Source organism: bacterium (assembly GCA_018814885.1).
Lineage (GTDB): Bacteria > Krumholzibacteriota > Krumholzibacteriia > LZORAL124-64-63 > LZORAL124-64-63 > JAHIYU01.
Map to the genome: position 1 here is coordinate 15,855 of JAHIYU010000142.1, position 16,996 is coordinate 32,850.

General features: G+C 66.3%; 15 protein-coding genes and 1 pseudogene. 4 read left to right on the forward strand and 12 right to left on the reverse strand.

The window, feature by feature from the left end:
• Positions 1–77 precede the first annotated feature (77 nt).
• The 7 genes and pseudogenes from KJ554_10270 to KJ554_10300 form a co-directional block, all read right to left on the reverse strand.
• A pseudogene (locus tag KJ554_10270) lies at positions 78–1,479 on the reverse strand (sigma-54 dependent transcriptional regulator).
• An 89-nt stretch (positions 1,480–1,568) separates the two neighbouring features.
• Entirely contained in the window at positions 1,569–2,891 is a 1,323-nt protein-coding gene (locus KJ554_10275; GenBank protein MBU0742719.1) for a 4-hydroxybutyrate CoA-transferase, read from the reverse strand.
• Positions 2,888–3,991 (reverse strand): alanine dehydrogenase, encoded by a 1,104-nt coding sequence (locus tag KJ554_10280; GenBank protein MBU0742720.1) that lies wholly within the window; start codon positions 3,989–3,991, stop codon positions 2,888–2,890. The genes KJ554_10275 and KJ554_10280 overlap by 4 nt, the downstream gene beginning before the upstream one ends.
• A gap of 73 nt (positions 3,992–4,064) precedes the next feature.
• Entirely contained in the window at positions 4,065–5,480 is a 1,416-nt protein-coding gene (locus KJ554_10285; protein MBU0742721.1) for a 2-oxoacid:acceptor oxidoreductase family protein, read from the reverse strand.
• Positions 5,477–6,538: a 3-methyl-2-oxobutanoate dehydrogenase subunit VorB gene (locus KJ554_10290; protein ID MBU0742722.1), complete on the reverse strand. Its 1,062-nt coding sequence runs from the start codon at positions 6,536–6,538 to the stop codon at positions 5,477–5,479. The genes KJ554_10285 and KJ554_10290 overlap by 4 nt, the downstream gene beginning before the upstream one ends.
• Positions 6,539–6,562: 24 nt before the next feature.
• Complete coding sequence (locus KJ554_10295) at positions 6,563–6,793, reverse strand: 4Fe-4S dicluster domain-containing protein (GenBank protein ID MBU0742723.1); 231 nt, start codon at positions 6,791–6,793, stop codon at positions 6,563–6,565.
• A gap of 94 nt (positions 6,794–6,887) precedes the next feature.
• Positions 6,888–7,670 (reverse strand): enoyl-CoA hydratase/isomerase family protein, encoded by a 783-nt coding sequence (locus KJ554_10300; protein ID MBU0742724.1) that lies wholly within the window; start codon positions 7,668–7,670, stop codon positions 6,888–6,890.
• Between the two features lie 239 nt (positions 7,671–7,909).
• Here KJ554_10300 and KJ554_10305 point away from each other — a divergent pair, with 239 nt between their 5' ends.
• The 3 genes from KJ554_10305 (at position 7,910) to KJ554_10315 (ending at position 11,540) form a co-directional block, all read left to right on the forward strand.
• Positions 7,910–9,460 carry an acyl-CoA carboxylase subunit beta gene (locus tag KJ554_10305; GenBank protein MBU0742725.1) on the forward strand — a complete coding sequence of 517 codons (1,551 nt, stop codon included), beginning with the start codon at positions 7,910–7,912 and terminating at the stop codon, positions 9,458–9,460.
• 22 nt (positions 9,461–9,482) lie between these two features.
• Entirely contained in the window at positions 9,483–11,000 is a 1,518-nt protein-coding gene (locus KJ554_10310) for an acetyl-CoA carboxylase biotin carboxylase subunit (protein ID MBU0742726.1), read from the forward strand.
• A gap of 180 nt (positions 11,001–11,180) precedes the next feature.
• The gene (locus KJ554_10315; protein MBU0742727.1) at positions 11,181–11,540 is read left to right on the forward strand and encodes a biotin/lipoyl-binding protein; all 360 of its coding nucleotides are present in this window, start codon (positions 11,181–11,183) and stop codon (positions 11,538–11,540) included.
• A gap of 61 nt (positions 11,541–11,601) precedes the next feature.
• On the opposite strand, the gene KJ554_10320 is transcribed toward KJ554_10315, so the two are convergent.
• Positions 11,602–12,723, reverse strand: a complete 1,122-nt coding sequence (locus KJ554_10320) for an aminopeptidase (GenBank protein MBU0742728.1) — start codon at positions 12,721–12,723, stop codon at positions 11,602–11,604.
• 218 nt (positions 12,724–12,941) lie between these two features.
• On the opposite strand from KJ554_10320, the gene mce reads away from it, so the two are divergent.
• Positions 12,942–13,358, forward strand: a complete 417-nt coding sequence (mce, locus tag KJ554_10325; GenBank protein MBU0742729.1) for a methylmalonyl-CoA epimerase — start codon at positions 12,942–12,944, stop codon at positions 13,356–13,358.
• Positions 13,359–13,429: 71 nt separating this feature from the next.
• Here the strand turns inward: mce and KJ554_10330 are convergent, their stop codons facing one another.
• The 4 genes from KJ554_10330 to KJ554_10345 all read right to left on the reverse strand — a co-directional run bounded on the left by KJ554_10330 (position 13,430) and on the right by KJ554_10345 (position 16,969).
• Positions 13,430–14,101, reverse strand: a complete 672-nt coding sequence (locus tag KJ554_10330; protein ID MBU0742730.1) for a hypothetical protein — start codon at positions 14,099–14,101, stop codon at positions 13,430–13,432.
• Between the two features lie 109 nt (positions 14,102–14,210).
• Positions 14,211–15,071 carry an ABC-2 family transporter protein gene (locus tag KJ554_10335; GenBank protein MBU0742731.1) on the reverse strand — a complete coding sequence of 287 codons (861 nt, stop codon included), beginning with the start codon at positions 15,069–15,071 and terminating at the stop codon, positions 14,211–14,213.
• Position 15,072: 1 nt separating this feature from the next.
• Positions 15,073–15,954, reverse strand: a complete 882-nt coding sequence (locus KJ554_10340; protein ID MBU0742732.1) for an ABC-2 family transporter protein — start codon at positions 15,952–15,954, stop codon at positions 15,073–15,075.
• Entirely contained in the window at positions 15,944–16,969 is a 1,026-nt protein-coding gene (locus KJ554_10345; protein MBU0742733.1) for an ATP-binding cassette domain-containing protein, read from the reverse strand. Before KJ554_10345 ends, KJ554_10340 begins: the two co-directional genes overlap by 11 nt.
• Positions 16,970–16,996: the final 27 nt, after the last annotated feature.

Genomic DNA, 16,996 nt, shown 5'->3' on the forward strand with positions numbered 1-16,996 from the left:
GACCCGGAGATCACCACACCATGGAATTCAAAGGGCTTGCAGGATCCGGGCCAATATAACGTTGCCCCCGGATAGGGTCAAGCAATGCCGCTGGAGACGCGCGGCGGACCGGCGGAACTACTTGATCTTACGATATATGGTCCGGGAAGCGATGCCCAGGATGCGCGCGGCGGTTTCCTTGTCGCCGCCGCAGCCATCGAGCGTGGCCTGTATCAGTTCCATCTCGGCGTCGCGCAGCGGCGTGCCGATCGGGATTGTGACCGCCCCTCCGGATCTCCGGCCCGCCCGGACCGTCCTGGGGAGCAAATCCACGCCGATCACGTCGCCGCGGCACAGGACGGCCGCGCGCTCCACGCAGTTCTCCAGCTCCCTTACGTTGCCGGGCCAGTCGTAGCGTCCGAGCGCCTCGCGCGCCTCGCGCGTGAAGCCCTTGATGTCCTTGTGGTTCTTCTCGCAGACCTGCTCCAGAAAGGCGTGCGAGAGCAGTTCCACGTCCCCGCCGCGCACGCGCAGCGGCGGTATCTCGATGTTGATGACGTTGAGGCGATAGAAGAGATCCTCGCGGAAGGCGCCGTCGGCGACCAGCTGCTCGAGGTCGGCGTTGGTGGCGGCGATGACGCGCACATCGGTCTGGATGGGAGCGCTGCTGCCCAGGCGCTCGAACTCGCCCACCTGGAGCACGCGCAGCAGCTTGACCTGGACCGCCGACGGCATCTCCCCCACCTCGTCCAGAAACAACGTGCCGCGGTGGGCGGCCTCGAAACGGCCCTGCCGGCGCGCGGTGGCGCCCGTGAAGGCGCCCCGCTCGTAGCCGAAGAGCTCGGCTTCCAGCAGGGTCTCGGGTAACGCCGCGCAGCTCAACTTCACCAGGGGGCGGCCGGCCCGCTCGCTCCAGCGGTGGATGGCGTTGGCCAGGACCTCCTTGCCCGTGCCGCTCTCCCCCGTCAAGAGGATCGTGCTGCGGCTCGGTGCCACCTGCCGGGCCGTTTCGATGGTCCTGCGCATGACCTCGCTGCCGGCGATGACGCTCTCGCGGGCATCACCGTCCTTCAGCAGGCGCCGCAACTGCAGGTTCTCGGCCAGGAGCTGCTGCTTCTCCAGGGCCTTGCGGACGACATTGAGGGTGAGGGTCGTCGTGAAAGGTTTCTCCACGAAATCATAAGCGCCCATCTTCATGGCCTCGACCGCCGTCTCGATGGTTCCGTGACCCGTGATGATGACCACTTCGGTGGTCGGCGACACCACCTTGGCGGCCTTCAATAGCTCCACACCGTTCATCCCGGGCATCATCAGATCCGTCAGGACGAGCGGCACCTCCTCGCTGCGCAAGATCTCGAGACCCGCTTCGCCGTTGCCGGCGATGCGGGTCCGGTATCCGTTGCGGGTGAGCAGCCGCGACAGGGCCTGACACAGCTCGGGCTCGTCGTCCACGATGAGGATGGTCGCCCCGTCGGGCGAAACGGCGGTACTTTGCGACAAGGAGAGCCTCCGATGATGGGGGGAACATGCCGGAGGACAATTTGTCGATGAATTGACAATATGTCAAGGGCGGAATGACAGATTGCGCGTCAGGCCAAGTCGGCGCCGGGCCAGTTGCGGCCGAATATCTGCCGTTCGCCGGCCGCGCGCTCAAGTTCCTCCTGGAACTTCGGCTCGGCGATGTCGATCAGAGCCCGCGCCCGCTCGCGCACGTTGCGACCGTAGAGATGGGCAGCACCGTGCTCGGTCACCACGTGATGGACGTCGGCGCGTGTGGTGACGACGCCCGCGCCTTCGCTCAGCATGGGCACGATCCGCGATACCTCGCCCCGGCGCGCGGTGGAGGGCAGGGCCGAGATCGGCCGGCCGCGCTTGCTCATGGCCGCGCCGCGCATGAAATCGACCTGTCCTCCGAAGCCCGAGTAGATGTACGGGCCCAGCGAATCGGCACATACCTGTCCGGTCAGATCCACCTGCAGGGCCGCGTTGACGGCCACCATCTGGTCGTTGCGAGCGATGTTCACGGGGTGGTTCACGTAATCGGTGGGATGGAATTCTATCATGGCGTTGTCGTGCACGAAGTCGTAGAGCCGCTGGTCGCCCAGGATGAAGCCGGCGACGACCTTGCCGGGATGGAAGTTCTTCTTCTCGCAGGTGACGATGCCGCATTCGATCAGGTCGAGCAGACCGTTGCTGAACATCTCCGTGTGCACCCCCAGGTCCGACTTGCCCTCGAGGCAGCGGATGAGCGAGTCGGGAATGCCGCCGATGCCAAGCTGCAGACAGTCGCCGTCCTCGATCAGCCCGGCGACGTGGCAGCCGATCTTCTGCTGGACCTCGTCCAGGCGGGCGCCCGCGTAGGTATCCAGGCGCCGGTCGACCTCGACACAGGCCTGGAGCTTCGACACGTGCACGAAGCTGTCGCCGAGGGTGCGGGGCATCTGCCGGTTCACCTCGGCCACGATGGCCTTCGACGCCAGCGCCGCGCACTTGGTCACCCCGACCTCGATGCCGAAGCTGCAGAACCCGTGCTCGTCGGGCGGCGAGACCTGGACGAAGGCCACGTCGGGCCGGTGGGAGGTGCGGAAGAGATCCGGCACCTGATGGAGGTGGACCGGGATGTAGTCGGCGCGGCCCTCGTTCACGGCCTGCCGCACGTTCGGCCCCACGAACATGGCGTTGCAGCGGAAGTGCCCCTCCATGCCCGGCGCCACGTAGTCGGCGGGACCGGTGGTCAGGATGTGGATGATCTCCACGTCGTCGAGTTCCGGACCGCGCTGCACCAGCGCATCCATCAGCGATTTGGGGACGGCGCAACCGGCGCCCAGGTAGACCGTGTCGCCGGACTCGACGATCCTCGCCGCCTCGGCGGCGGTGGTGCGTTTGGCCCGATAGTCTTCCAGCCAGGTCATGCCGAGCCTCCGCTCTGCGCGCCGTCGCCGGCGAGATACGGATCCGCGGGGCGTCCCGCGATGATGCCCGTCCCCCGCCGCAGGGCGGAATCGGAGTCCACGGCGGTCTCCAGGCCCTCCTCGGCGATGCGCGAGACGTAGGGCAGGACAGCGATGCTGAGCGCGTGGGTCGCGGTGCGCGCGACGAGACTCGGCACGTTGGGCACGCAGAAATGGGTGATGCCGTGCCGGATGTAGGTCGGATCGCTCAGGCGCGTGGGACGGCTGCTCTCGAAACACCCGCCCTGATCGATGGACAGATCGATGACGACGCTTCCCTCGCGCAGGTTCTCGACCTGGCCGCTATCGACCACGACGGGCGCGCGCCCCTCCCGGATCCGGACCGCGCCCACCACCACGTCGGCGAAACACAGCACCTTGGCGAGCGTGTAGGGGCTGGTGATGTAGGTGGTGACCTGGCCCTCGAAGTGCCAGTGCAATTCACGCAGCAGATCGTAGTCCACGTCCAGCAGGGTCACGCGGGCACCGCAGCCGAGCAGGGCGCGCGCGGCGTTGCGGCCGGCCACGCCGCCGCCCAGGACCACGGCTTCCGCGGGAGGCACCGCCGGGAGGCCGCCGAGCAGGATGCCCTTGCCGCCGTGATCGGCCTGGAGGTAGCGGGCGGCGATCTGCGGCACCATGCGTCCCGCGATGCGCGACATGCTGGCCAGCACGGGCGCGGTGCCGTCGGCCAGCGCGACGGCGGCGTAATCCACGGCGCTGCAGGACCGCTCGAGGAGGATCTGCCTCAAGCCGGCCTCGCGGGTCGGCAGGTGCAGATAGGCCATGAGGATCTGGTCCTGGCGCAACCAGCCGTGCTCTCCCGGCGTCGGGTACTGGACCTTCACCAGCAGGTCGCTGCGGCCGTAGACCTCCTCGGTGCAATGCGCGATCACGGCGCCTGCCGACCGGTACGCATCGTCCGAGAAACCGCTGCCGGCTCCGGCCCCCTGCTCGACTTGGATCTCGTGCCCGAGCTGTACGAGGGTATGCACAGCCGCGGGCGAGAGGCCGACGCGCTTCTCGTCGTCGACGTGCTCGCGGGGGATGCCGATGATCATGACCGGGACCTCCGGGAGTGGCTCCGCCCCCGGCGTCTACCGGGGGCGTTATCGTTGCGGTGACGCGACGCGGCTAGCTGTCGCCGCGCACATGGGCGTAGCCAAGCTTGAGCGCGGTGATGTTCATTTCCACCAGGTTCTTCTTCTTCACGACCGCACGCAGCGTCTGCTCCACGAAGTCGAGGTCGAAAGCGCCGGTGGCGGCGCACAGGGCGCCGAGCATCACCACGTTGGCGATCTTGGGCGTGCCTACCTCGTCGGCGATCTCGGTCGCCGGGATGAGGACCACGTTGAGACGGTCGGCGTCGGGCCGGCCCTCGACGATCCCGGTATCGACCAGGATCGTCCCGCCATCCTCGACGTCCTTCTCGAACGCGTCGAGCGACGGCTGGTTCATCACGACCAGCGCGTTGGGTTTGTCCACCAGGGGCGTGCCGATCCGGGTCTCCGAGATGTTGACGGAACAGTTGGCCGTGCCGCCGCGCATCTCGGGACCGTAGGAGGGAATCCAGCTCGCGTGCAGCTTGGCCCGCATGCCCACCTGGGCCAGGAAGAGGCCCAGGGTCAGGATGCCCTGGCCGCCGAACCCGGCGCACTTGCACTTCAGGTCCCGGGTCAGGGTCACGGTCGCCTCGATTTCCTCGGCGTCGCCCGCGCCCAGATAGGCGTTGACCTTCTCGGGCCGGAAAGGCTCCACCGGACGGTACCACTCGCCCTCGCGGTCCGCGGATTCGTCCTTGAGGACGCCCAGCGGGAAGATCTTGGTCATCTCCTCGAGCAACCAGTCGCGCGCGTCGGGGCCGTCCATCTTCCAGCCCGTGGGACAGGTCGAGAGGATCTCCACGAAGCTGTATCCGCGGTTCTCCACCTGGTTGGTCAGGGCCTTGCGGATAGCCTTGCGGGCTTTCATGATGTGTTTCGAGTTGCCGATGGCCACGCGCTCCACGTAGGTGGCGGCGGGCAGCGTGGCGATGATCTCGGCCATGCGGATCGGGTTGCCGTGGACATCTTCCTGACGGCCGAGCGGCGTGGTGGTCGTCTTCTGCCCGATCATAGTCGTCGGCGCCATCTGGCCGCCGGTCATGCCGTAGATGGCATTGTTGACGAAGAAGACCGTGATGTTCTCGCCCCGGTTGGCCGCGTGGATGGTCTCGGCGGTGCCGATGGCTGCCAGGTCGCCGTCGCCCTGGTAGGAGATGACGATCGAGTCCGGGTTGGCCCGCTTGATGCCCGTGGCCACCGCGGGCGCGCGTCCGTGGGCCGCCTGGAAATTGCCGCAGTCGAAGTAGTAGTACCCGAACACCGAGCACCCCACGGGCGAGACGAAGACGGCCCGCTCGTTGATGCCCAGGTCGTCCATCGCCTCGGCGATCATCTTGTGGACGTTGCCGTGCCCGCAGCCGGGACAGTAGTGGGTGGTCTCCTTGTGGGGACCGCTCTTGCGCTCGAACTCGGGGTAGAAGGATTTCGGCTTCTCGAAGATTTTCATGACCGGCCTCCTTCCAGTATCCTGTCGTATTCCGCGAGCAGCTCTCCCGCACCCGGCACCATGCCGCCGCAGCGGCCGTAGAAGTGGACCGGTGCCCTGCCCTCGACCGCCAGCTTAACGTCCTCGACCATCTGGCCCGTGCTCAGCTCCACCGAGAGGAACTGCACGTCGCGCTCGGCATGCTTGGCTAGGATCTCGCTGGGATAGGGCCACAGGGTGATCGGCCTCAGCAGACCGACCTTCTTGCCGGCGGTCCGCGCCTGGTCGACCGTCGAGTAGACGATGCGCGAGAGGATGCCGTAGGCGACGATGATCAGGTCGGCGTCCTCCGTCCGGTATTCCTCGAAGCGGACCTCGTTCCGCTCGATCTCCTTGTACTTGGCGTCGAGCTTGAGGTTGTGCGCCTCCAGCACCTCGGGCTCCAGGAAGATCGAGCTGATCAGGTTGCGGTGCGTCTCGGGCGTGCCCCGCACGCACCAGTCGGTATGGTCGAAGGGCACGGTACGCGCCTCCGGCACATCCACCGGCTCCATCATCTGGCCGGTGAAGCCGTCGGCCATCAGGCAGGCGGGGTTGCGGTACTTGTCGGCCAGATCGAAGGCGAGCATGGTGAGGTCGCACATCTCCTGGGCGCAGTTGGGCGCCAAGGCGATCAGGCGGTAATTGCCGTGGCCGCCGCCCTTGGTCACCTGGAAGTAGTCGCCCTGCTCCGGGGCGATGTTGCCCAGACCGGGTCCGCCGCGCACCACGTTCACCACGACGCAGGGTAATTCCGCACCGGCGAGGTAGCTCAGCCCCTCCTGCTTGAGCGAGAAGCCGGGACTCGACGAGGCGGTCATGGTGCGGATGCCCATGCCGGCGGTGCCGTAGACCATGTTGATGGCCGCGATCTCGCTCTCTGCCTGTATGAAGGTACCGCCGAGGGCCGGGAAATGCAGGGCCGCGGCGTGCGCGATCTCACTGGCCGGCGTGATGGGGTATCCGTAATACGCCACGCAGCCGGCCTGCAAGGCCCCGGTCACGATGGCGTCGTTCCCTTTCATGAACTTTCTGGACATGTCCGGTCTCCTGCAGGATGAGGGTCACGGTTTGACGACGCGGATGGCCGCCGGCTCGGGGCAGGCGTAGAAGCAGAGGGCGCAGCCCGTGCAGTCGTGCCCGAGGTAATAAGCCGGATGGTAGCTGGAGCCGTTGAGCTTGTCGCTGATGCTGATGACATGCTTGGGGCAGACGTCGATGCAGAGCTTGCAGCCCTTGCATAATTCCCCGTTGATCTCGAGGAAGGGCTCTGTCTTCCGGAGGGTTTCGGTCATCCTGATCTCCTCGAGTCTTATGGGATCCCGCCACCCGGCAAAGATAGTAAACGCCTTTCGCCCGGCAAAGGATGATTCCCGCCCCGCACGGGCGTCAACGATCCTCGAACGCCGGTTTGCGCTTCTCGAGGAAGGCCCGGCAGCCCTCCTTGGCGTCGGCGAGCGATCCCACCACGCCGAAGAGCCCCGCCTCGAGGCGGCAACCCGCGTCGAGCGACATGTTCGACCCTTCGCCCATCGCCTTCAGCGCGTAGCGGAGCGTGGCGCCCGAGCGGGTGGCGATGGCGGCGGCGGTGTTCCGCGCCGCATCGAGAAGTTTCTCCGGCTTGAAGACCATGTTCACCAAGCCGATGCGGGCGGCCTCCGCGGCGTCGACCATGCCGCCGGTCAGGATCATCTCCGCGGCGATCCCTCGCCCCACCAGACGCGGTAGCCGCTGCGTGCCGCCGTAACCCGGGATCAGTCCCAGCGTCACCTCGGGCAGGCCGAGCTTCGCGTTCTCCGACGCATAGCGGAAGGTGCAGGCCAGCGCCAGCTCGCAGCCGCCGCCCAGCGCGAATCCGTTCACCGCCGCGATCACTGGCTTGCCCAGGTTTTCGATGTTCCACATCAGGGACTGACCGCGTTCAGCCAGACGTTCCAGCTCCGGTCCGGAGACATCCGCCAGCTCGCCGATATCTGCGCCGGCCACGAACGCCTTGTCCCCCGCGCCGGTCAGGATCACGACGCGCGCGGCGTCGTCCCTTCGCAGCGCGCCGAAACAGTCGTGCAACTCGCCGACCAGCTCGGCGTTCAGGGCGTTCATCTTGTCGGGGCGGTTGATCGTGACCAGGGCGATGCCGTCACTGACGTCCAGCAGAAGTGTCTTGTAGGCCATGGGTGCTCCTAGGGTTCGTCTCGTCGTCCACGCTGACATGTACGGTCCGCGTATGGTAGCAGACACCCTCCGGGCTGAGAACCAGGGAATCCGGCATGGTCCCGGCGCGCCGCCCCGGTGATGCGGATATTTGCGCATTCGTCACCTCTCGACGCATCGCAGGTTGACCCCCGGTGCGCGCCTGCGGTACCCTATCCCGCTGATCCGGACCAACCCCCCAACCAGCGAAGAGGCAAGACATGTCCGAGACCTTCGAGGACAAGCTCAACCGCTTGAACGAGCTGCGCCAGAAGGCGTATCTCGGCGGCGGGCAGGAACGCATCGACCGCATCCACGAGAAGGGGCGCCTGACCGCCCGCGAACGCATACACCTCCTGCTCGACGAGGGTTCGTTTCTCGAAACCGGTGTCTTCGTCACCCATCGCGAGCCGACCATCGACGGGGAGCAGCCGGTCGGGGACGGCATCGTCACCGGCGTCGGCCGCATCGACGGCCGTCAGGTCTACGTCTTCGCCCAGGACTTCACCGTCTTCGGCGGCAGCATGAGCGAGAGCAACGCCCTGAAGATCTGCCGCCTGATGGACCAGGCGCTGGAGAACGGCTGTCCCGTGATCGGCCTGAACGACAGCGGCGGCGCGCGCATCCAGGAGGGCGTCAAGTCCCTCGCCGGCTACGCGGAGATCTTCTGGCGCAACACAATGGCCTCGGGCGTGATCCCCCAGATTTCCGCCATCCTCGGCCCCTGCGCCGGCGGGGCGGTCTACTCCCCGGCCATCACCGACTTCACCCTGATGGTGGACAAGACCAGCTACATGTTCGTGACCGGGCCCAACGTCATCAAGATGGTCACCAACGAGGACGTGACCTTCGAGGAGCTCGGCGGCGCCGACACGCACTCCACCAGGAGCGGCGTCGCGCACATGATGGCCGACAGCGACCAGGACTGCCTGCTGCTCACCCGCCGCCTTCTCGGCTACCTGCCCCAGAACAACCTCGAGGAGGCGCCCGTGCGTCCGACCAAGGACGCCCCGGACCGCATCGAGGAAAAGCTCAACGGCATCGTGCCCGACGATCCGCGCAAACCCTACGACATGCACGAAATCATCCGACTCGTGGTGGACGAGGCCGAGTTCCTGGAGATCCAGCCCCGCTACGCCATGAACATCATCTGCGGTTTCGCGCGTCTGGACGGCATGCCGATCGGCGTGATCGCCAACCAGCCCAAGGTGAGCGCCGGCGTACTGGACATCGACTCCTCCCAGAAGGCGGCCCGCTTCATCCGCACCTGCGACTGTTTCAACGTGCCGCTTGTCACCTTCGAGGACGTGCCCGGTTTCCTGCCCGGCACCGGACAGGAATTCGGCGGGATCATCAAGCACGGCGCCAAGCTCCTGTACGCCTACTGCGAGGCGACGGTACCCAAGCTCACTGTGATCACGCGCAAGGCCTATGGCGGCGCCTACGACGTCATGAGCAGCAAGCACATCCGCGGCGACTGGAACGTCGCCTGGCCCAGCTCCGAACTCGCGGTCATGGGCCCCGAGGGCGCCGTGAACATCCTGCATCGCGAGGAGCTCGGCCGGGCCGACGATCCCGACGGTCTGCGCAAGGAGCTGGTCGACGATTTCACGGCCCGCTTCGCCAATCCCTACATCGCCGCGGGCCTGGGCTATCTCGACGACGTGATCGAGCCGTCCCAGACCCGCCGGCTGCTGATCAGGGCCCTGCACAACCTGCGCAACAAGAAGCAGGAGCTGCCGGCCAAGAAACACGGCAACATCCCCCTCTGAGCGCAACGTAGGAGCCCGCACGATGAGCAAGAAGATCAGCAAGGTCCTGGTGGCGAACCGCGGCGAGATCGCCGTGCGCGTCGTGACCGGTCTGCGCGAGCTGGGCATCACGGCCGTCGCCGTCTACAGCGAGCCGGACCGCACCGCCCTGCACGTCCTGCTGGCCGACGAGGCCTACCCCATCGGCCCCGCGCCAGCGACCGAGAGCTACCTGCTCGGCGAGCGGATCATCGAGACCGCCCGCGCCTGCGGCGCCGACGCCATCCACCCCGGTTACGGCTTCCTGAGCGAGAACGCAGGTTTCGCCCGCGCCTGCGACGCGGCCGACATCGTCTTCATCGGCCCCACCGGCGACTCCATCGAGCTCATGGGCAACAAGCTGTCGGCGCGCCGCCTGATGATGGACAGCGGCGTGCCCGTGATCCCCGGCACCGAGGCCGCGGTGCGCGATCCCGACGCGGCCGCCGCGGCCGCCGCGGAGATCGGCTATCCCGTCCTGCTCAAGGCTGCCGCGGGCGGCGGCGGCAAAGGCATGCGCATCGTTCGCGACGGAGAAGAGATCGCCTCGGCCCTGCGGCAGACCATGGGCGAGGCCAGATCGGCCTTCGGCGACGATGCGGTGTTCGTCGAGCGCTACATCGAGAATCCCAAGCACATCGAAGTGCAGGTACTCGGCGACGGCGAGGGCAAGGCCATCCACGTCTTCGAACGCGAATGCTCCGTGCAGCGCCGGCACCAGAAGGTGATCGAGGAATCCCCGTCGCCGAGCCTGACGCCCGAGCTGCGGGAGCGGATCTGCGCCGCCGCCGTACGCACGGCCGAATCGGTGGACTACCGGGGCGCGGGGACCGTCGAGTTCATCCTGTCGGACCAGGGGGAGTTCTTCTTCCTGGAGATGAACACGCGGCTGCAGGTGGAGCATCCGATCACGGAGATGGTCACCGGCACGGACCTGGTCCGGGCGCAACTTCACATCGCCGCCGGAGACGGCATCCCCTACGCGCAGGAAGAGCTTTCCCAGCGCGGCTGGGCCATCGAATTCCGCGTCTATGCCGAGGATCCCGGCCGCAACTTCGCGCCCAGCATCGGCAGGATCACGACCTACAATCCCCCGTCGGGTCCCGGCGTCAGGTTGGACACCGGCATCTACCAGGGCTTCGACGTGCCCATCCACTACGACCCCCTGCTGGCCAAGCTCGTGATCTGGGGCGAGGACCGCGGCCAGGCCATCGCCCGCGGCCGCCGCGCGCTGCGCACGTTCATCCTGCACGGCCCCGGGCACAATCTGCCCTTCCATGTCTGGGCCCTCGGACAGCCCGAGTTCGCAGACGGCAGCTACACCACCGATTTCGTGGGCGACCGCTTCGATCCCGAAACGTATCGCACCCCGTTGAGCGAGGAGCAGACCGAGGCCTTGATCGCAGCGGCCGCCGTCTACGAGGAAAACCGCCGATCCGCCCCGGTCGCACGCGGCGAGGGCGCACCGGCCGGCAGCAACTGGCGCCTGGACGCCCTGCGGCGCATGACCGGCAACAGGTAGGAGCAGCGCATGTGGATGAAGAAGAAGTACGTCCTGAACATCGGCGCGGCGCAGTACACCGCCATCCTGGCCCGCGACGACGGCCGGTTGGCCGTCCAGATCGACGACGGGGAACTGCGCGAGATCGACGCCGAGTTGCTGCACGGCGGCGGCGCCCTGTCGCTGCGCATCGACGGCCGCATGCACCTGGTGGACCTCACCCCGGGCGAGGCGATCGGCGCCGTGGCGGCCAGCGTCGACGGCTACGCCGTGGATCTGACCGTGATGGACGAACTGCGCGCCCTGGCGCTGGAAACGAAGACAACCGCGGGAGGCGACGGCGTCGTGAACGTGGAGATCCCCGGCCTGGTCGTCGCGATCAACGTGTCGGAGGGTCAGGTCGTCGCCAAGGGGGACACCCTGCTGGTGCTCGAGGCCATGAAGATGCAGAACGAGATCGCGGCGCCCGTGGACGGCATCGTGGCCGAACTCAAGGTCGCCGCCGGCCAGTCCGTGAACGTGGGCGACGGCTTGCTGCGGATCGAGCCGGCGGCCGACTGAGCGAACGGCGGCGAGGAAGCCCCGGAGGGAGCGTGCGGTCACCCCCTCGCCGCAGCCGTCGTCAGCGCGTCAGGTTCTCGGGATTCAGACCCTCCAGCTCCGGCAGCACGAAAAGCCCGTCCTCGCGCACCTTCACGCCGTCGAAGCGGATCTCCCCGCCTCCCCAGGCGGGGGTCTGGATGCTGACCAGATCCCAGTGCACCGCGGACTTGTTGCCGTTGTCCGTGGCGGCGTAGGCGGCGCCCGGGGTCAGGTGGAAGGAGCCGCCGATCTTCTCGTCGAAGAGCGTGTCGAGCATGGGCTCGGTGATGAAGGGATTGACGCCGAGGGCGAATTCGCCGAAGTAACGGGCGCCCTCGTCGGAGTCGAGGATCTCGTTCAGCTTCGCGACGTCGCCGTCGCAGGTGGCCGCGACGATCTTGCCGTCCCTGCATTCGAAACGGATGTTCTTGAACAGCACGCTGTCGCGCATCGAGGCCGCGTTGTAGGTGATCACGCCGTTCACCGAATCGCGTACCGGACAGGAGTAGACCTCGCCGTCGGGCACGTTGCGGTGGCCGTCACACTTGACCGCGCCTAGGCCCTTGATGCTGAAACTCAGGTCGGTGCCGGGGCCGGACAGCTCCACCCTGTCGGTGCGTTCGAGCAGCTCCTTGAGGGGATCCATGGCCGCGCTCATGCGCGCGTAGTCGAAGCCGCAGACCTGGAAGTAGAAGTCCTCGAAGCTCTCGGTCGGGGCCTCGGCCTGGATGGCCATGCTCGGATTGGGGTAGCGCAGCACCACCCACTTCTTCTCGTTGACGCGCACCGAATGGACCTCGTCCCAGTATGCCTGGTTGTACCATTTCATGCGGTCGGCAGCGACATCCCGGTGATCGAAGGGATTGCTGCTGCCGCGGATGGCGATGTAGCAGTCGGCGTCCTGCATGATGCGCTTGTGGAACTGGGCCCACAGGGAGAACTGCTTCTCGCCGGCGTGCTTGACGAAGGACCGCGACACGTCCTCGTCGTTGTAGTACCAGAAGGGTACGCCTCCCGCCTCGGTGACGGCGCGTATTATCTGCCGGCCGAGGTCCAGGGTCTCGAGTCCCTTCAGTTCGAGGTAGACGACCTCGCCGGGCTGGACGGTGATGCTGTAGCCCACCAGCTGCCGGGCGAGAGCGACGTGACGTGGATCCAACATGATGCCTCCCGAATTGGCTGCCAGAGGATCGCAGGAACATCGGCCCGAGTATCCACTCGATCATAAGTCACACAAGTCCGCATGCAAACGATTAGGTTGTGCTCTCGAGTTCGACCGAATGTTTGGTGTTGGAGCTCGTGGGGGTGGTGCTATCTTGAGGTCGAACCGACCACCTGGAGGCCATCATGGACATCAACGACATACCCCTGCCCGCCGGCATGGCCGGCCGCCTGGATCACATCGGGATCGCGGTGCCGGATCTCGAGGAGGCCGTGGAGCTGTACAGCGGGCTCCTGGGTCTCGAGCTCGAGCGCATCGAGGAGGTGCCGCGCGAGAAGGTGCGCGTGGCCTTCCTGAAGCTGTCGCGGGGCGGCGGCGCGGGACACGTGGAACTGCTGGAGCCGCTGGACGACGACTGCAACATCGCCCGCTTCATCGCCAGAAAAGGTCCCGGCCTCCACCATCTCGCCTTCTCTGCGGATGACATCGAGGCGGCGCTGCGCAACTGCCGCGCGGCGGGGCTACAGTTGATCGACGAGACGCCGGCGGCGGGCGCCGGCGGCAAGCGTATCGTCTTCCTGCATCCCAAGTCGACGGGTTCGGTGCTCGTGGAGATCTGCTCGGGCGGACACTGATCCCGACGGACCAGGAAAGACGGCGCCCCCACCTTGAGGCCGGGGCGCCGTTCTTTCAGGCGGAGGGCGCGTCACTCGAGGGCGAACAGGCCCGTGTCCTGCCAGTCGACCTCGCCGCGCACGGGGGTCAGATCGGGTTCCTCGCCGTTCCAGTTGAGATAGGCGGGGATGTAGCCGGCGCTGAAGACGACACCGAGCATCTTGGCAGCGCCGCTACCCGTCCAGAGCGCCTGGGTGCCGCTGTCCGGGCAGCCGATGAGCACTTCGCAGCTGTTCAATCCAGCGGGGTCCAGGCTGAAGACCACGTTCTCGGGCTCGCCCGGCAGCCGGATGCTCCAGTGCACGAGTGTGGCGTTGCCGTCGATGAACTTGATGCCGGTGAACTTGCCCACGTAGAGGCATCCCTTGTTCATGCCTACGTTGATGGATTGGTCGGGCAAATCGGTCGCCAGGATCTCCCATTCCGCGCCCTCGACCTTCAGTTGCAACTCGTAGCCGCCCACGCTGAGATACTTCCCGTGGTTGTAGATGATCGGCTGGATGTCGGTAAGGACGGCGTAGAGGTCCACCACCAGTCCCAGCTCGGGCAGGGGTTCGCTCTTCATTACGTGCTCGAATTTCGGCCCCTCGCTGAACGACAGGTGGATCGTGCCGTGGTGCCCTCCCCAGGTGCTGGCGGACGCTATCGCGGCCGAAACGACCGACAAGGTGAGAATAGACAGGATCCTTAACGAGCGTGACATCTCCTGTTCCTCCTCGAGCAGCCTGAACCGTGACCACCGACCGCATACATACACAAGATGGCCCGGTCGGGTTCCCCCGTCAAATCGGAACCGGGGGGGGGGGGGTGAATCAACTGCCGGTACTCGCGTAGCGCGAAATCCCCCGCAACCACACCAGATAGCCCAGGCCGAAGGTTGCCACACCCACCAGCGGGGTGAACATGGCGATCCGGTGGTATTCGGGGCCGCCGACGAACCAGGTCGCCGGATAGAAGGCCACCCAGGCGAAGGGCAGCACGAAGGTCAGGAAGATCCGCACCAGCGGGCTGAAGATGGTCACCGGGTAGCGGCTGAACCTGATGATGTTGTACACGGGGGGCGCCAATCCCATGCGGTCCTCGATCCAGAACGAAACCGACGTGAGGCCGAGGAACACCCCCAGGTACACCAGGGAAGCCGCGACAGCCAGCGGCACCAGCAGCAGGACGTCGAGCGCGTTCGGGGCGAGTTCCAGTCCTACACAGGCGTAGATCATCACCGCCGCGCCCAGGAAGAGTTCGTTGAGACCGCCCATGCCGAAGGAGCTGAACAGGACCTGGGCGAGGGGATTGACCGGTCGCAGCAGCACCCGGTCGAGATCGCCCTCTATGATGTAGCTCTCGCTGAAGCGGTAGATGTTGATGCTGACCAGGTTGAAGAGCCCCAAGGGCAATAGGCTGAAGCCGTAGATGAACAGCACCTGCTCGAAGGTCCAGCCCTTGAGGGACGTGATCTTGCCGAACAGGACCGTGAGCACGGACAGCTGGATCCCGAGCGAGACCAGGTTGGCCAGCAGATCGACGAGGAAGTCGGTGCGGTAGGCCAGGCGGGTCTTCAGGAACTGCGCGAAGTATGCCGCGTAAATGCTTGTTTGACGCCAAGGTTCACGCATACGCCGCCGCCAGCCGTTATCCAGTCTCGGCAGCGTCGTGGCGGTGTCGCGTCTGCTCATCTCATCCCCCCTGCAGCGTGACCTGACGTACCGACCGGTTCCACAGCCAGCGCCCGAACAGGAAGAGGCCGCTCGCCCAGCCGGCCTGCAGCAACAAGGCGGCGGGCAGATCCGCACCCTCGCGCAGGCCCAGGAAGATGGTCACCGGTATGTAGCTGATGGCCTGGAAGGGGAGCCACGAGACCACCGTCTGCACCCAGTCGGGAAAGAACGTGAAGGGGATGAGCACGCCCGTCAGAAACTCCATCATCACCATCTTGGCGCGTATCACGCCGTAGATGTTCTGCAGGCGGAAGGCCAGACAGCCCACCAGGAAATTGATCTGGGCATTGACCAGCAAGGCGAGCAGGAAGCTGAGCAGCGTCCAACCGTAAAGGGAGGGGTCGGAGGGCGTCTGCAGCCCGAACAGCGGCACGACGACCACGGTGATGGGCAGCGTGAACATGAGGAAGCGGAAGGCGGCCTCGCCCATCGCTTCGCTCATCATCATGGTCTGCACATGCAGGGGCTTGATCAACTGTACCGCGATCTCCCCCTGTACGACCTGGTGCGAGAGAGTGCGGTCGATGTTGTTGAAGTAGAAGCTGCGGCCGATCCAGCTCACGACGACGTAGGTTATCATCTGGGCGAGCGTGAGGCCGCCGATCAGGGCCGCGTCCGCGCCCTCGGGGCGGCTGGCGTAGAGGGCGGAAAACAGGAAGTAGTTGCCGGCCACGAAGATCGTGTAGGTGACGACACCCGTGTAGTAGCGCAACCGGTACGCCAGGAACTTCAGGAAGGCGAGCCGCATGAACTGGACGTAGAGGCCCAGCGTGGCCCGGCTGCCGCGTCGCCAGCGGTTCAGGACCACGGTCGCGGCCGCGCCGACGGCTTCACCGCTCACGGGGGACGACCTCCCGCCCGCCGCGGCGATAGATCTCGCGCACGATCTCCTCGATGCTCTGTTCCTCGAGCCGCAGATCGAGGACCGGTCTGATGTTGACCAGGGTCTTGATCACCTCGGCGGCCCTCACCGCGCGGCGGCTGAACTCGACCGTGTGCACCAAGCCCCGGGCTTCCCCCCACGTCACGGGGAGGTTGCCGGTGTCCGCCGCCAGATCGGCGCTGGTCGCGGATTCGCGCAGTTCGACGTGCAGTTGCACCCGGTCCTCCACGCTCGAACGCAGGCTCTCGAGCTCGCCGTCGAACACGACGATCCCGTGATCGATGATGATCACGCGCCGGCAGAGTTGCTGGATGTCGCCGAGGTCGTGCGTGGTCAACAGGATGGTGGTGCCCAGCCGTTCGCGCACGTCGCGCAGGAAGGAGCGCACGCTCTCCTTGGCAACCACGTCCAGACCGATGGTGGGCTCGTCCAGGAACAGCAGGCGGGGGCTGTGCAGCAGGGCGGCCGCCAGGTCGCAGCGCATGCGCTGCCCCAGCGAGAGCTTGCGTACTGGCTGGTGCATGAAATCGTCGAGGGCGAGCAGTTCGCGCAGCATGCCTAGCTGCTGCTTGTAGTCCGCGTCGGGGACCTCGTAGATCTTCTTGAGCAGGCGGAAAGACTCGACCACGGCGAGATCCCACCAGAGCTGGGTGCGCTGTCCGAATACGGCGCCGATGTGGCGCGTGTAATGGCGGCGGTCGCGATAGGGCACCAACCCGCCCACACGGACCTCTCCGGAGGTCGGCGTGAGGATGCCCGTGAGCATCTTGATGGTGGTGGACTTGCCGGCGCCGTTGGCGCCGATGTAGCCCACCATCTCGCCGGGCTCGATGTCGAAGGACACCTCGTTGACGGCCCGCAGCGTGTCGCGGCGCGGGCGCACGAGATCCACCACGCCGCCCCAGACGCCTTCGCGGCGCTTGGTGATGTCGTAGTCGCGGCACAGGCCGCTTACCCGGATCAGTGGCTTCACGTTCTCAACTCCGGTCGCGGGCGGGAC

Excerpts from the sequence above, each read along its gene's own strand:
- KJ554_10275 (MBU0742719.1), bottom strand. The coding sequence starts at position 2,891 with ATGACCTGGCTGGAAGACTATCGGGCCAAACGCACCACCGCCGCCGAG.
- KJ554_10280 (MBU0742720.1), bottom strand. The coding sequence starts at position 3,991 with ATGATCATCGGCATCCCCCGCGAGCACGTCGACGACGAGAAGCGCGTC.
- KJ554_10285 (MBU0742721.1), bottom strand. The coding sequence starts at position 5,480 with ATGAAAATCTTCGAGAAGCCGAAATCCTTCTACCCCGAGTTCGAGCGC.
- KJ554_10290 (MBU0742722.1), bottom strand. The coding sequence starts at position 6,538 with ATGTCCAGAAAGTTCATGAAAGGGAACGACGCCATCGTGACCGGGGCC.
- KJ554_10295 (MBU0742723.1), bottom strand. The coding sequence starts at position 6,793 with ATGACCGAAACCCTCCGGAAGACAGAGCCCTTCCTCGAGATCAACGGG.
- KJ554_10300 (MBU0742724.1), bottom strand. The coding sequence starts at position 7,670 with ATGGCCTACAAGACACTTCTGCTGGACGTCAGTGACGGCATCGCCCTG.
- KJ554_10305 (MBU0742725.1), top strand. The coding sequence starts at position 7,910 with ATGTCCGAGACCTTCGAGGACAAGCTCAACCGCTTGAACGAGCTGCGC.
- KJ554_10310 (MBU0742726.1), top strand. The coding sequence starts at position 9,483 with ATGAGCAAGAAGATCAGCAAGGTCCTGGTGGCGAACCGCGGCGAGATC.
- KJ554_10315 (MBU0742727.1), top strand. The coding sequence starts at position 11,181 with ATGCACCTGGTGGACCTCACCCCGGGCGAGGCGATCGGCGCCGTGGCG.
- KJ554_10320 (MBU0742728.1), bottom strand. The coding sequence starts at position 12,723 with ATGTTGGATCCACGTCACGTCGCTCTCGCCCGGCAGCTGGTGGGCTAC.
- mce (MBU0742729.1), top strand. The coding sequence starts at position 12,942 with ATGGCCGGCCGCCTGGATCACATCGGGATCGCGGTGCCGGATCTCGAG.
- KJ554_10330 (MBU0742730.1), bottom strand. The coding sequence starts at position 14,101 with ATGTCACGCTCGTTAAGGATCCTGTCTATTCTCACCTTGTCGGTCGTT.
- KJ554_10335 (MBU0742731.1), bottom strand. The coding sequence starts at position 15,071 with ATGAGCAGACGCGACACCGCCACGACGCTGCCGAGACTGGATAACGGC.